The sequence below is a fragment of the Kosakonia arachidis genome (genome assembly GCF_900116535.1).
Lineage (GTDB): Bacteria > Pseudomonadota > Gammaproteobacteria > Enterobacterales > Enterobacteriaceae > Kosakonia > Kosakonia arachidis.
Window position 1 is genome coordinate 85,811 of sequence record NZ_FPAU01000009.1, and the last position, 13,351, is coordinate 99,161.

14 protein-coding genes and 1 pseudogene are annotated in these 13,351 nt (G+C 53.9%); 8 read left to right on the forward strand and 7 right to left on the reverse strand.

The window, feature by feature from the left end; translation table 11 throughout:
- Nucleotides 1-12 precede the first annotated feature (12 nt).
- Both fucO and rhaM read left to right on the forward strand, forming a co-directional pair.
- Nucleotides 13-1,161 (forward strand): lactaldehyde reductase, encoded by a 1,149-nt coding sequence (gene fucO, locus BM427_RS22545; RefSeq protein ID WP_090126183.1) that lies wholly within the window; start codon nucleotides 13-15, stop codon nucleotides 1,159-1,161.
- Nucleotides 1,158-1,472, forward strand: a complete 315-nt coding sequence (gene rhaM, locus BM427_RS22550; protein WP_090126186.1) for an L-rhamnose mutarotase — start codon at nucleotides 1,158-1,160, stop codon at nucleotides 1,470-1,472. Before fucO ends, rhaM begins: the two co-directional genes overlap by 4 nt.
- Nucleotides 1,473-1,511: 39 nt before the next feature.
- On the opposite strand, the pseudogene BM427_RS22555 reads toward rhaM, so the two are convergent.
- The 3 genes and pseudogenes from BM427_RS22555 to fdhD all read right to left on the reverse strand — a co-directional run.
- Nucleotides 1,512-1,759, reverse strand: a pseudogene (locus BM427_RS22555) (transcriptional regulator); the annotation flags it as partial.
- A 51-nt stretch (nucleotides 1,760-1,810) separates the two neighbouring features.
- Complete coding sequence (locus BM427_RS22560) at nucleotides 1,811-2,023, reverse strand: YdgH/BhsA/McbA-like domain containing protein (protein WP_090120483.1); 213 nt, start codon at nucleotides 2,021-2,023, stop codon at nucleotides 1,811-1,813.
- Between the two features lie 114 nt (nucleotides 2,024-2,137).
- Nucleotides 2,138-2,977, reverse strand: a complete 840-nt coding sequence (gene fdhD, locus BM427_RS22565; RefSeq protein ID WP_090126190.1) for a formate dehydrogenase accessory sulfurtransferase FdhD — start codon at nucleotides 2,975-2,977, stop codon at nucleotides 2,138-2,140.
- A 238-nt stretch (nucleotides 2,978-3,215) separates the two neighbouring features.
- On the opposite strand from fdhD, the gene fdnG reads away from it, so the two are divergent.
- The 6 genes from fdnG (at nucleotide 3,216) to BM427_RS22605 (ending at nucleotide 10,306) form a co-directional block, all read left to right on the forward strand.
- Nucleotides 3,216-6,266 (forward strand): formate dehydrogenase-N subunit alpha, encoded by a 3,051-nt coding sequence (gene fdnG / locus BM427_RS22575; RefSeq protein WP_139234448.1) that lies wholly within the window; start codon nucleotides 3,216-3,218, stop codon nucleotides 6,264-6,266.
- A 12-nt stretch (nucleotides 6,267-6,278) separates the two neighbouring features.
- Nucleotides 6,279-7,181, forward strand: a complete 903-nt coding sequence (gene fdxH / locus BM427_RS22580) for a formate dehydrogenase subunit beta (protein WP_090126196.1) — start codon at nucleotides 6,279-6,281, stop codon at nucleotides 7,179-7,181.
- On the forward strand, nucleotides 7,178-7,813 hold the full coding sequence (gene fdoI / locus BM427_RS22585; protein ID WP_090126199.1) for a formate dehydrogenase cytochrome b556 subunit: 636 nt from the start codon (nucleotides 7,178-7,180) through the stop codon (nucleotides 7,811-7,813). The genes fdxH and fdoI overlap by 4 nt, the downstream gene beginning before the upstream one ends.
- Nucleotides 7,810-8,739, forward strand: coding sequence for a formate dehydrogenase accessory protein FdhE (fdhE, locus tag BM427_RS22590; RefSeq protein WP_090126202.1), 930 nt, complete (start codon nucleotides 7,810-7,812; stop codon nucleotides 8,737-8,739). The genes fdoI and fdhE overlap by 4 nt, the downstream gene beginning before the upstream one ends.
- Nucleotides 8,740-9,038: 299 nt before the next feature.
- Entirely contained in the window at nucleotides 9,039-9,950 is a 912-nt protein-coding gene (locus BM427_RS22600; protein WP_090126210.1) for an alpha/beta hydrolase, read from the forward strand.
- Between the two features lie 17 nt (nucleotides 9,951-9,967).
- Nucleotides 9,968-10,306, forward strand: a complete 339-nt coding sequence (locus BM427_RS22605; protein WP_090126215.1) for a nuclear transport factor 2 family protein — start codon at nucleotides 9,968-9,970, stop codon at nucleotides 10,304-10,306.
- Nucleotides 10,307-10,353: 47 nt separating this feature from the next.
- Here BM427_RS22605 and fabY read toward each other — a convergent pair whose 3' ends face one another.
- From fabY to yihX, 4 genes are read right to left on the reverse strand one after another with little or no spacing between them, the layout of a single operon-like run.
- Nucleotides 10,354-11,295: a fatty acid biosynthesis protein FabY gene (gene fabY / locus BM427_RS22610; RefSeq protein ID WP_152406447.1), complete on the reverse strand. Its 942-nt coding sequence runs from the start codon at nucleotides 11,293-11,295 to the stop codon at nucleotides 10,354-10,356.
- Between the two features lie 44 nt (nucleotides 11,296-11,339).
- The gene (gene dtd / locus BM427_RS22615; RefSeq protein ID WP_090126221.1) at nucleotides 11,340-11,777 is read right to left on the reverse strand and encodes a D-aminoacyl-tRNA deacylase; all 438 of its coding nucleotides are present in this window, start codon (nucleotides 11,775-11,777) and stop codon (nucleotides 11,340-11,342) included.
- On the reverse strand, nucleotides 11,774-12,646 hold the full coding sequence (locus BM427_RS22620) for a virulence factor BrkB family protein (protein ID WP_090126224.1): 873 nt from the start codon (nucleotides 12,644-12,646) through the stop codon (nucleotides 11,774-11,776). The genes dtd and BM427_RS22620 overlap by 4 nt, the downstream gene beginning before the upstream one ends.
- Nucleotides 12,640-13,239: a glucose-1-phosphatase gene (gene yihX, locus BM427_RS22625; protein WP_090126227.1), complete on the reverse strand. Its 600-nt coding sequence runs from the start codon at nucleotides 13,237-13,239 to the stop codon at nucleotides 12,640-12,642. Before yihX ends, BM427_RS22620 begins: the two co-directional genes overlap by 7 nt.
- Nucleotides 13,240-13,351 lie beyond the last annotated feature (112 nt).

Consider the following 13,351-nt stretch of genomic DNA (forward strand, 5'->3'; position numbering starts at 1 on the left):
AGGAGAATCACGATGAGCTTTATGTTAGTCCTACCCAAAATCAGCCTGCATGGCGCAGGCGCGATCGGCGATATGGTCAATCTGGTGGCAAACAAACAGTGGGGTAAAGCGCTGATTGTCACCGATGGACAACTGGTGAAACTGGGCCTGCTGGACAGTCTGTTTACTGCACTGAACGCGCATAACATGGCATACCACCTGTTTGATAAAGTGTTCCCGAACCCAACAGAAGAACTGGTGCAAAAAGGGTATACCGCATACCAGAACGCCACCTGTGATTACATCATCGCTTTCGGCGGCGGCAGCCCGATCGATACCGCCAAAGCGGTGAAAATCCTTACCGCCAACCCAGGGTCATCCACCGATTACTCGGGTGTGGGCAAAGTGAAAAACCCCGGCGTACCGCTGGTGGCGATCAATACCACGGCCGGTACTGCAGCGGAAATGACCAGTAACGCCGTGATCATCGACTCGGCGCGACAAGTCAAAGAGGTGATTATCGACCCCAATATTATCCCCGACATTGCCGTGGATGACGCCAGTGTGATGCTGGAAATTCCGGCGTCGGTAACCGCCGCCACCGGGATGGATGCGCTGACGCACGCGGTAGAAGCCTATGTTTCTGCTGGCGCGCATCCATTAACCGACGCCAACGCGCTGGAAGCGATTCGCCTGATCAACCTGTGGCTGCCAAAAGCGGTGGATGACGGGCATAACCTCGAAGCGCGTGAGCAGATGGCTTACGGCCAGTATCTTGCCGGGATGGCATTTAACAGTGCCGGTCTTGGCCTGGTGCATGCGCTGGCGCATCAACCGGGAGCGACCCACAACCTGCCGCACGGCGTGTGCAACGCCATTCTGCTGCCGATCATCGAAAACTTTAACCGCCCAAATGCCGTTTCCCGTTTTGCCCGTGTTGCGCAGGCGATGAGTGTTGATACCAAAGGGATGAGCGATGAAGCCGCCAGCAGGGAGGCCATCAACGCGATTCGCCGCCTCAGCGTGCGCGTGGGCATTCCTTCCGGTTTTAGCAAACTTGGCATAACCAAAGCGGATATCGAAGGCTGGCTGGATAAAGCCATGGCCGATCCATGCGCTCCGTGCAACCCGCGCAACGCCAGCCGCGATGAAATCCGCGAGCTGTATCTGGAGGCGTTATGATCCGTAAAGCCTTTGTGATGCAGGTTAATCCTGAGGCCCATGAAGAGTATGCCCGCCGCCATAATCCTATCTGGCCGGAGCTGGAAGCCGCGCTGAAAGAGGGTGGCGCGCACCATTACGCGATTTATCTCGATAAAGCGCGCCATCTGCTATTTGCTACCGTGGAAATTGAGTCTGAAGAGCGCGGGAATGCGATCGCCAGCACCGAAATTTGCCAGCGCTGGTGGAAATATATACGCGACGTGATACCCGCCAACCCGGATAACAGCCCGGTCAGCACGGAACTGAAAGAAGTGTTTCACCTGGCCTAACTTGATCCATCCCCTTCATAGACGGTGGGGATGGCAAGATTAATTCTGTTCCGCCACTAAAATCGCCTGCGTATCCGGTTCCAGCGATTTAAAAATTTGCTCCTGATCCGATCCGCTGGGTAGCAGATGTAATCTCCTTCACCTAACACATCTGGCGCTTCGGTTAGCCCTACCAGCGCGCACTCCTGCGTGACGATAAGATGCTCGACAGAATCCTGCGGATGCGAAATGCGGTACGCACCCTGTTGCGTCAACAGCAGATGGATATCACGCCGCGCGCATGGCGGGTATAGATAAAAAAAAAGCGCCCGCAGGCGCTCTTTCGACAGTGTTGCAACTTATTTGGTCAGTTCAGCAGTCATATGAACCTGGTTGCCGTTGTAAGCTTCAGTAATGTGATAAGAAGAAGCACCTGCCTGATGAGCCTGAGCGGCAATTTGTGCTTCTGCACCGCTGAGCGTGGAGTCAGTTACGCTTACAGTCTGGGCAGCGAAAGAACCGAAAGAAGCGGACAGAGCGATAACAGCGACAAAAGTTTTGATGCTTTTCATGATATAAACCCTTACGTTAATTTGTTGGAGTGAGGCGATGCGCCTCGATGAAATAAATACTAGACCTGTTCACTCACAACAAAAAGCGGAAGGATTTGTTCTCATTATTCAAAATTACTGATTAACAATTAAGCGCTGCGGATGGGTATAGATCGTCGCCCTGCCCGGTTTACAAAAACCCACCAGTGTCAGGTTGCAGCGTTCCGCCACTTCCACGGCCAGAGTTGTTGCCGCCGATACTGCAAACAGAATTTCAACGCCACACATTGCCGATTTTTGCACCATTTCATAGCTGGCACGGCTGGACACCAGCACCGCTCCTTGCTCCCACGCTTCACCTTCACGCGCACGATGACCAAGCAGCTTATCCAGTGCCACATGCCGCCCTACATCTTCATGACCGCCTGTCACTTCGCCGGATGGCAACATCCACGCCGCCGCATGCGTACAACCGGTTAACTGCCCGACAGGCTGAAAATCGGTTAAATGCGCCAGTCCGTTATCCAGTAACGTCAAATCAAAGCGCTGCGTGAACGGCAGCGGCGCTATCGGCTTGCCGATATCGTTGAGCTGCTCCACGCCACACACGCCGCAGCCGGTTCGCCCAGCCAGCGCGCGGCGCCGCTCTTTTAATCCCATAAAACGGCGGCTGGAGAGTTCGATTTGCACTTCGAGGCCGTTACAAGAAGGCACCACATCCATGCCGTAAATTTCCGCCGGATGTTCAATAATCCCTTCGGATAAGGAGAAGCCAATCGCGAACCATTCGAGATCTTTTGGCGAGGCCATCATCACCACATGGGAGATACCGTTATAGACCAGCGCGACAGGAACTTCTTCCGCCAGCATATCCGGCTGCGTCTGCTGTAAATCGGCGCGTTTCCACAGGGAAACCTCGCGGGCCCCTGTGACTGATGTTGCATTTTCGTGCTTTTTAGGGTGCAAATCGTTCACTTTGCCTTAACCGTTATCAAACAAGCTTACCAACAATATGGTATTCTTTGCGCATATCCCTTGGGGAAAAGAGGGAATAGCAGCGATTCTGAGAACTTACGGCAGAATTGATCTACCTATATTGTAGTAATCTTCGTTGCTAATCCCCCAGGATGAGGGATTAGCAGCAATTCTGAACCTTTGCGAAAACCACCGCAAAGAAAAAACGATAAGAGTAATGTCGAACCAGGAGCAAACCATGCAGGTCAGCAGAAGGCAGTTCTTTAAGATCTGCGCTGGCGGTATGGCAGGAACAACGGCTGCGGCATTGGGTTTTGCCCCCAATATCGCGCTTGCGGAAACACGGCAGTATAAGCTGCTGCGCACCCGTGAAACCCGTAATACCTGCACATATTGTTCCGTCGGCTGTGGGCTGTTGATGTACAGTCTCGGCGACGGTGCCAAGAACGCCAAAGCGTCAATCTTTCATATCGAGGGTGACCCGGATCATCCGGTAAACCGTGGCGCGCTGTGCCCGAAAGGCGCAGGTCTGGTGGATTTCATCCACTCGGAAAGCCGCCTGAAATACCCGGAATACCGTGCGCCAGGTTCCGATAAATGGCAGCGCATCACATGGGACGATGCGTTTGACCGCATCGCGAAGCTGATTAAAGCCGACCGCGATGCCAACTTTATCGCGCAAAATGCCGCAGGTACCACAGTCAACCGGTGGTTGAGCACCGGGATGCTGTGCGCATCCGCGTCCAGCAACGAAACTGGCTATTTAACGCAAAAATTCACCCGCGCACTCGGCATGTTAGCCGTCGACAACCAGGCGCGTGTCTGACACGGACCAACGGTAGCAAGTCTTGCTCCAACATTTGGTCGCGGTGCGATGACCAACCACTGGGTCGACATAAAGAACGCCAACCTTGTCATTGTGATGGGTGGGAACGCGGCTGAAGCACATCCGGTGGGATTCCGCTGGGCGATGGAAGCCAAGATCCATAATGGCGCGAAGCTGATTGTTATCGATCCGCGCTTTACGCGTACCGCCTCTGTTGCGGATTTCTATACACCGATTCGTTCCGGTACTGACATTGCCTTTCTGTCAGGCGTGTTGCTGTACCTGATGACCAACGAAAAATATAACCGCGAATATACCGAGGCCTATACCAACGCCAGCCTGATCGTACGGGAAGACTTTGGCTTCGAAGATGGCCTGTTCACCGGCTATGACGCGGATAAACGTAAATACGACAAAACCAGCTGGAACTACGAACTGGATGAGAAAGGCTTCGCCAAACGCGATACCACGCTCACCCATCCGCGCTGTGTATGGAACTTGCTGAAACAGCACGTTTCTCGCTATACGCCGGACGTGGTTGAAAACATCTGCGGGACGCCAAAAGCGGATTTCCTGAAGGTGTGCGAATACATCGCCGAGACCAGCGTACATGATAAAACGGCCTCGTTCCTCTACGCGCTGGGCTGGACACAGCACTCTGTCGGTGCGCAAAACATTCGCACCATGGCGATGATCCAGTTACTACTGGGGAACATGGGGATGGCTGGCGGCGGTGTAAACGCCCTGCGCGGTCACTCCAATATTCAGGGGCTGACGGACCTTGGTTTGCTGTCACAAAGCCTGCCGGGCTATATGACACTACCGAGTGAGAAACAGGCCGATCTCCATACCTATCTTGCCGCCAACACACCGAAACCGCTGCTGGAAGGCCAGGTAAACTACTGGGGTAATTACCCGAAATTCTTCGTTTCGATGATGAAAGCCTTCTTTGGCGACAAAGCTACAGCGGAAAATAGCTGGGGCTTTGACTGGTTGCCGAAGTGGGACAAAGGTTACGACGTTCTACAGTACTTCGACATGATGTATAAAGGCCAGGTGAACGGCTATGTATGCCAGGGCTTTAACCCGGTGGCCTCGTTCCCGAACAAGAACAAGGTTGTGGCCTCGCTGTCGAAGCTGAAATTCCTGGTGACCATCGATCCGCTGAACACCGAAACCTCAACCTTCTGGCAAAACCACGGCGAGTCGAATGATGTCGATCCGGCGAAAATCCAGACCGAAGTATTCCGTCTGCCTTCAACCTGCTTCGCCGAAGAGAACGGTTCGATTGTGAACTCCGGCCGCTGGCTGCAATGGCACTGGAAAGGCGCTGACGGCCCGGGCGAAGCTGTGACTGATGGCGAGATCCTCGCCGGTATCTTTATGCGCCTGCGTAAGATGTATGCCGAAGAGGGCGGTGCGTGCCCGGAACCAGTGCTGAATATGACCTGGAACTACTCCACCCCGCATGAACCGGCATCGGAAGAAGTGGCGATGGAGAGCAACGGTAAAGCACTGGCTGACATTATCGACCCGGCAACGGGCGCGGTGCTCGTCAAAAAAGGCCAGCAGCTTAGCTCGTTTGCCCAACTGCGCGATGACGGCACTACCTCCAGCGGTTGCTGGATCTTCGCCGGTAGCTGGACACCGGACGGCAACCAGATGGCACGTCGCGATAATGCCGATCCTTCAGGTCTTGGCAATACGCTGGGCTGGGCGTGGGCATGGCCGCTTAATCGCCGCATTCTTTACAACCGTGCTTCTGCCGATCCGCAGGGTAAACCGTGGGATCCGAAGCGTCAGTTGCTGAAGTGGGACGGTGCGAAATGGGGCGGCGTGGATATTCCGGACTACAGCGCTGCCGCGCCAGGTAGCGATGTCGGGCCATTTATCATGCAGCCGGAAGGGATGGGTCGCCTGTTTGCTATTGATAAAATGGCGGAAGGGCCGTTCCCGGAACACTACGAGCCGTTTGAAACACCGCTGGGTACGAACCCGCTGCACCCAGGCGTCGTGTCCAACCCGGCAGCCCGTGTCTTTAAAGACGATATGGAAGCCATGGGTAAAGCGGATAAATTCCCGTATGTCGGCACCACTTACCGTCTGACCGAACACTTCCACTTCTGGACCAAGCACGCACTGCTTAACGCTATTGCGCAGCCGGAACAGTTTGTGGAGATCGGTGAGAAGCTGGCGGGCAAGCTGGGCATCGTTCAGGGTGATACGGTTCGTGTCTCCTCCAACCGTGGCTATATTAAAGCCAAGGCGGTGGTGACCAAGCGTATCCGCACACTGAAAGTAAACGGCAAAGATGTCGATACCATCGGTATTCCTATTCACTGGGGTTACGAAGGTGTGGCGAAGAAAGGCTTTATCGCCAATACGTTAACGCCGTTCGTCGGCGATGCGAACACCCAAACGCCGGAGTTCAAGGCGTTCCTGGTGAATGTGGAAAAAGTGTAACGGAGACGACTTATGGCTTATCAATCGCAAGACATCATCCGTCGTTCCGCAACTAACGGCTTCACACCCGCGCCAGAGGCGCGGGATCACCAGCAGGAAGTGGCGAAACTTATCGACGTCACCACCTGCATTGGCTGTAAAGCCTGTCAGGTGGCCTGTTCCGAGTGGAACGACATCCGTGATGAAGTAGGACATAACGTCGGGGTGTATGACAACCCGGCGGATCTGACCGCGAAATCCTGGACGGTTATGCGCTTCTCGGAAGTGGAGCAGAACGACAAACTGGAGTGGCTGATCCGTAAAGATGGCTGCATGCACTGCGCCGATCCTGGCTGTCTGAAAGCATGCCCGTCAGAAGGAGCTATCATTCAGTACGCCAACGGCATTGTCGATTTCCAGTCTGAGCAGTGCATCGGCTGCGGTTACTGCATTGCTGGCTGCCCGTTCGATGTGCCACGACTGAACCCGGAAGACAACCGTGTCTACAAATGTACGCTGTGCGTCGACCGTGTCACCGTGGGCCAGGAACCGGCATGCGTGAAAACTTGTCCGACCGGCGCTATCCACTTTGGCTCCAAAGAGGATATGAAAACCCTCGCAGGCGAACGTGTCGCGGAGTTGAAAACCCGCGGTTACGATAACGCCGGACTGTACGATCCGGCTGGCGTTGGCGGAACACATGTGATGTACGTGCTGCATCACGCCGACAAGCCGAATCTGTATCACGGCCTGCCGGAAAACCCGCAGATCAGTGCAACCGTGAAGTTCTGGAAAGGCATCTGGAAACCGCTTGCGGCGGTCGGCTTTGCAGCGACCTTCGCGGCCAGCATCTTCCACTATGTCGGTGTCGGTCCGAACCGTGCAGAAGAGGAAGACGATAACCTGCATGAAAAGAAAGACGAGGTGCGCAAATGAAAAAACGTGACACCATCGTGCGCTACACGGCACCGGAGCGCATTAACCACTGGGTCACCGCCTTCTGCTTCGTGCTGGCGGCGGTGAGCGGGCTGGGGTTTTTCTTCCCATCCTTCAATTGGTTAATGGGGATTCTCGGTACGCCGCAACTGGCGCGCATTCTCCATCCGTTCATCGGCGTGGTCATGTTTGCGTCGTTTATCATCATGTTTTTCCGCTACTGGCACCATAACCTCATCAACAAGGATGATATCTTTTGGGCGAAGAATATTCGTAAGATTGTCGTCAATGAGGAAGTAGGCGACACCGGGCGATATAACTTCGGTCAGAAATGCGTGTTCTGGGCGGCGATTATTTTCCTGGTGTTGTTACTGGTAAGCGGCGTGGTTATCTGGCGCCCTTACTTCGCGCCAGCGTTCCCCATTCCGCTAATCCGATTAGCGCTGATGGTGCATTCATTTGCCGCAGTCGCGTTAATTGTGGTTATTATGGTGCATATTTACGCCGCCCTGTGGGTTAAAGGCACCATAACCGCAATGGTGGAAGGCTGGGTCACCAGCGCGTGGGCGAAGAAACATCACCCACGCTGGTACCGGGAAGTTCGCAAGACAACGGAAAAATCGACTGAATGAGTATTCGCATAATCCCGCAAGATGAGCTGGAGAAGAGCGATAAACGCACGGCGGGAGTTATTCCGCCGTTATTATTCCCCAGACTGAAAAATCTCTACAACCGCCGTGCAGAGCGTTTGCGCGAACTTGCAGAGAGTAACCCACTGGGTGATTACCTGCGTTTTGCTGCGCTTATCGCCCATGCCCAGGAAGTGGTGCTGTACGACCACCCCTTGCAAATCGACCTGACAGCGCGCATTAAAGAAGCCGCTGAAGAGGGTAAACCGCCACTCGATATTCACGTGCTGCCGCGTGATACGCACTGGCACAAGCTGCTGCATTCGCTCATCGCCGAACTGAAGCCGGAGATGAGCGGCCCGGCGCTGGCGGTCATTGAGAACCTTGAAAAGGCCTCCGCGCAAGAACTAGAAACGATGGCCAGCGCGCTGTTTGCTGCTGACTTCTCCGCTGTGAGCAGCGATAAATCACCGTTTATCTGGGCCGCGCTGTCGCTCTACTGGGCACAGATGGCCAGCCTGATTCCAGGAAAAGCCCGTGCTGAATACGGTGAACAGCGCCAGTTCTGCCCGGTGTGCGGTGCCATGCCGGTTTCCAGTGTGGTGCATATCGGCACAACGCAGGGGCTACGTTACCTGCACTGCAATCTGTGCGAAACCGAATGGCACGTGGTGCGCGTCAAATGTAGCAACTGCGAGCAGGCCCGCGATCTCCACTACTGGTCTCTGGATAATGAGCAAGCAGCCATTAAAGCCGAAAGCTGCGGCGACTGCGGTACTTACCTGAAGATCCTGTATCAGGAAAAAGACCCGAACGTCGAACCGGTGGCCGATGATTTAGCTTCGCTGGTGCTTGATGCCCGCATGGAGCAGGAAGGTTTTGCCCGTAGTTCTATCAACCCGTTCCTCTTCCCGGGCGAAGGGGAATAATCCTGACAGGTCGTGGTAAGCTGTGCTTACCCGGCCTGCCATTGTTTCCATGTCAGTCTTGTTATTCTGCTCCTCCTACAATTTAGCGTTTCTCGCCGTAATCTGTCGTAAACTTTAATAATTCCAGCATATTTCGTCGCACAACATACCGCCACTTTCGGCAAAAAAGCAGGTTCAAACGCGATAAACCAGCTTTACGAGCATCCTTCAACATTTGTGCTTTCCCTAAAATCAGCCGTTCCCATTTGATAAAAACCAGGCTATAAAACTGGATATTTATACAGATAAAGGTGAACGTAATGGCACTGGAAAAAGGCATTGCCGGGTTGGTGAGCGACTTTATCGCCGCCGGGCGCCCCTCGGCGCGCGCCAGCAATATTGATGAAAGGCGCGCGGGTTATATCGCCAGTACGTCGCTTGCCGGGGAAACGGAAACCCGCGTTCAGGTTGAAGACGTTACGCTTGAAGGTGTGACGCTGCGCGTGTTTTCGCCGTTGGAGGCCAACGGTAAACTGCCTGCGCTGATTTATTACCACGGCGGCTGCTTTATCAGCGGCGGGTTCGCCACGCATGATAAGCAGTTGCGCCAGTTAGCGTGGTACAGCGGCTGTCGGGTGATTGCCGTGCAGTACCGGCTCGCGCCGGAACATCGCTGGCCTGCCGCGCACGATGATGCACGACAGGGGGCAGAGGTGATATGGAAAAATGCCGAACGCCTCAACATTGATCCGCAACGAATTACGCTAGCGGGCGACAGCGCAGGCGGGCATCTGGCGTTGGTCACCGCGCTACGATTGAAGGCGGCGGTAGCCTGGCAACCCGCGCAACTGGTGTTGATCTATCCAATGCTGGATGCCACGGCCTACTTCGACAGTTATACCTTTAACGGTTCTGATTATGTAATAACCCGTGATGCACTGCTGTCAGGATATGAAATGTACCTTGGTGACACTGACCACCTGCTGCCGGATGTCAGCCCGCTGTGGCGCGATGATTTCGCAGGTCTGCCGCCGGTACACATTATTACAGCGGAGTTCGATCCGCTGTGCGATGAAGGGGAAGCGTTGTACCAGCATATGACGGACCAGGGCGTAAGCTGCACCTGTTCTCGCTACCTTGGCGTTATTCATGGCTTCTTCCAGCTTGCTGGTATCAGCCAGAGCGCACGGGATGCCATACAAGACGTGGCTGCACGCGTGGCCAGAGCATAAAACCCAAAGGAGAGCCAATGTCTGTCGTAAGCCCCGTAGAACAACAGTTCGCCGCGTACAATGCCCATGATATTGAAGCATTCGTCGCCTGCTTTAGTGAAGATTTCACCGCTTATCGTTTGCCCTCCACAGTGCCATCGTTGCAAGGTCGGGAAGCCTTACGCGCGTTCTATGCCGGGCACCGTTTTAATAACCCGGCACTTCGCGCGGAGCTGCTCTCACGTACGGTGATGGGCAATAAGGTGTTCGATCACGAAAAGATATACGGCATTGGCGAATCGGTCATCGAAAATATGGCGGTTTATGAAGTGCACGATGGGCGCATCATCACTGCATGGTTTTTCTTCGCGCAGTGAGTAGCAGCCATCAGGCTGCGCGCCTGCGTCAACATGCGCGCAGTCGGTTACTCTTCTTCGTTGCCGCCTTCTTCGTAAGAGCCAAAAGGTTTCGCGGGCAGAACGATGTAAACCCCTTCGAAAATCGCACCCAGCTTACCCTCACCAAACAGCTCAACCTGAAGCTGCACGCGCGCTTTACGCCCGCGCGCCAGGCGATCGAGATCGCCGCTTAACGAGCCGAGATCGGCAATCGCGCTGGGTTTACCTTTAATTGGCGTACTGTATCGAATGTGCGCATCAGCCAGAATAATGGTGCCGCCGAGATGGCGTTCGCGCAGCATCAGCCAGATCAACCCCCAGCCAGTCAGCGTCGCCTGCGAAAACAGACTGCCGGCAAACAGCGTATGGTGCGGATTCTGGTTACCGGTCTCCGGCATGGTAGTGATAAATTTCTGCCCGGTGTACTGCTGAATACGCACGCCCATCTTTTCGCTCAGCGGAATATGCTCATACCAGGCTTGTTGCAGCTGCCCGCACCAGTCGCCACGATGCAAAATATCTTCCAGCGTGGCCACGGGTTTGATCATCAAAAAATGGCGCACTGGCGTAGTTTGCGGCGCAGTGATCTCCCCTTCATTGATAAACCCGAGCTTGGCAAAAAAGTCTACGGCATCTTCGCGGGCGCTACAGGTCACCCGCTTCACCCCTTCCTGGCGGGCAACGGATTCCAGCGTCATCGCCATCAGTGTGCCCAGCCCTTTATCCTGCACAGAAGGATGCACGGCCATAAAACGGATCGAGGCTTCATTGTCGGCGTTGATATACAGTCTGCCGACCGCCACCATATTGCCCTCTTCATCAACCACCATCTGGTGGTGAGCCATGGCATCCCATGCATCACGTTCAGAACCTTTTGGCTGATGCAGGGGTTTGCGCAGCATTTCCCAGCGGAACTGGTAATAACGCTCTAACTCTTCTTCAGTCTGCGGTACGCGGAGGTGATACATAACGGTTTTCTCTCTTGTGACTCTGGGCCACGCCGCAAGCTGGCTCATATCTGCAACCAAAATGTGACAGGACCATCGTTAACCAGCGAAACCTGCATGTCGGTAGCGAATCGCCCGGTTTGCGTTTCCATCTGCTGGCTGCGGCAACATTCGACAAAGTAGTTATACAACGCTTCTGCTTTATCCGGCGCGGCGCCTCTGGAAAACCCAGGACGCATTCCACGTTCTGTGTCCGCCGCCAGTGTAAATTGCGACACCACCAGCACGCTCCCACCCGCCTGCTGGATGTTAAGATTCATTTTTCCTTCAGCGTCGCTAAAAATGCGATACCCCAGCACTCGCTCGCACAGGCGGTTCGCTTTTTGTTCATCGTCTTCCCTTTCGACCCCTAACAACACTAAAAGTCCCGGACCAATTTCGCCCGTTACCTCGCCCGCCACGCTAACGCTTGCGCGGGAAACTCGTTGAATTAATGCGATCATGGTTGGTCTGCTTCTTCTTGCTGTGCGGCTATTTTGAGTTTTCGGTATTCACCGAGAGTGACAGTTATTTCTGCACCTAGCAAGACGATACACCAGGTCCAGTAGACCCAGAGGAACAAAATCGGGATGACAGCCAGTACACCATAAATAAGCTGATAGGAAGGGAACATGGTGATATAGAGGCCAAACACTTTCTTGCCTAACTCGAACAACAGTGCCGCGACAAAGGCGCCAATAATGGCATCACGGTTAGGCACCCGAGTCGTGGGTACAATGCTGTAAAGCAGCCAGAAAGAGAGCCAGGATAAAAGCAGCGGGAAAATCCGCAGCACATCATCAATCATGCTGTTCAGTTCACTGGCCCAGCGCAGCGACAGCAAATAGGAACTAATGGCAAGGCTGGCACCCGCCAGTAGTGGCCCAAGCGTGAGGATCATCCAGTACACCGCAAATGAGTAAATATGCGGACGAACCCGTGTGCTGCGCCAGATAGTGTTCAACGCCGTATCAATGGAGTACATCAACAGCAGCGATGTCACGACCAGCCCACAGGCACCGACAGCGGTCATTCTGGTGGAGTTCGCCACAAACTGCTCAATATAGTTCTGAATTACATCGCCGGTTGCCGGGATAAAATTGGCAAACACAAAATGACGTAGCTGAATGCTGATTCCAGAAAACATCGGAAATGCAGCAAACAGCGCAAATATCACAGCTATCAGCGGCACCAACGAAAGCAACGAGACGTAAGCGAGATTCCCCGCCAGCGTCGTCATATGATCTTCATCGATGCGCTGCCAGAGCAGTTTTAACCATGACCATAATGCGCACACCCTATGTCTGGCATGCTGCCGAACGTTTTTTAGCATAACTGCTTTGCGAAATAATCGGGGATCGTCGTTTTGTCTGTCACCAGAATACTGGTAATACCCAGTTGCTCAGCGCCAGCGATATTGTCAGCATTGTCATCAAAAAAGATAGCATCGTCGGCAGAAAAACCTTCGAGTGATAACACTTGCTGATAAATTCTCGCTTCGGGCTTACGCATCCCCATTTCCTGGGAAAGATAGATATGGTCGGCAGCCCCCTGAATTTCGGGATATTGCTCCGGCCAGTAGGTAGTATGCAGACGGTTGGTATTCGACAGAACCACTACGCGATGTCCTTGCGCGCGCAACTTGTGCATGATTTCGATAACGTCGCTGCGCAGAGCGACAAACACTGCCTGCCAGCCGGTAGAAAATTGCTCGTAGCTCAGTGGCATTTCCATCTCTTCACACAGCGCTTTGGCAAAATCTTCGTCGCTGATCTCTCCACGCTCATGCTGATGAAAAGCCTCGCCCATGGTAAAGTTCTGTTTCAAAGTCGCCAGCGGCATACGGCTGAAATTACTCCAGGCGCCCAGCACCCGGTTAAAGTCGATATCGACAATCACATTACCTAAATCAAAGATATAGAGCATTTCTCTCTCCTTGCCTGCCGTGGAGAGTTAACTGTAGCGGTAAAGTATGAAATTGAATAGTTTGCCGTCTCACATGCGGGCATAAAAAAAGCCGCTGAATATCAGCGGCTTT

What these genes read in the sequence shown, in the direction of transcription:
- fucO (WP_090126183.1), top strand. Translation starts at nt 13, where the DNA reads ATGAGCTTTATGTTAGTCCTACCCAAAATCAGCCTGCATGGCGCAGGC.
- rhaM (WP_090126186.1), top strand. Translation starts at nt 1,158, where the DNA reads ATGATCCGTAAAGCCTTTGTGATGCAGGTTAATCCTGAGGCCCATGAA.
- BM427_RS22560 (WP_090120483.1), bottom strand. Translation starts at nt 2,023, where the DNA reads ATGAAAAGCATCAAAACTTTTGTCGCTGTTATCGCTCTGTCCGCTTCT.
- fdxH (WP_090126196.1), top strand. Translation starts at nt 6,279, where the DNA reads ATGGCTTATCAATCGCAAGACATCATCCGTCGTTCCGCAACTAACGGC.
- fdoI (WP_090126199.1), top strand. Translation starts at nt 7,178, where the DNA reads ATGAAAAAACGTGACACCATCGTGCGCTACACGGCACCGGAGCGCATT.
- fdhE (WP_090126202.1), top strand. Translation starts at nt 7,810, where the DNA reads ATGAGTATTCGCATAATCCCGCAAGATGAGCTGGAGAAGAGCGATAAA.
- BM427_RS22600 (WP_090126210.1), top strand. Translation starts at nt 9,039, where the DNA reads ATGGCACTGGAAAAAGGCATTGCCGGGTTGGTGAGCGACTTTATCGCC.
- BM427_RS22605 (WP_090126215.1), top strand. Translation starts at nt 9,968, where the DNA reads ATGTCTGTCGTAAGCCCCGTAGAACAACAGTTCGCCGCGTACAATGCC.
- fabY (WP_152406447.1), bottom strand. Translation starts at nt 11,295, where the DNA reads ATGTATCACCTCCGCGTACCGCAGACTGAAGAAGAGTTAGAGCGTTAT.
- dtd (WP_090126221.1), bottom strand. Translation starts at nt 11,777, where the DNA reads ATGATCGCATTAATTCAACGAGTTTCCCGCGCAAGCGTTAGCGTGGCG.
- BM427_RS22620 (WP_090126224.1), bottom strand. Translation starts at nt 12,646, where the DNA reads ATGCTAAAAAACGTTCGGCAGCATGCCAGACATAGGGTGTGCGCATTA.
- yihX (WP_090126227.1), bottom strand. Translation starts at nt 13,239, where the DNA reads ATGCTCTATATCTTTGATTTAGGTAATGTGATTGTCGATATCGACTTT.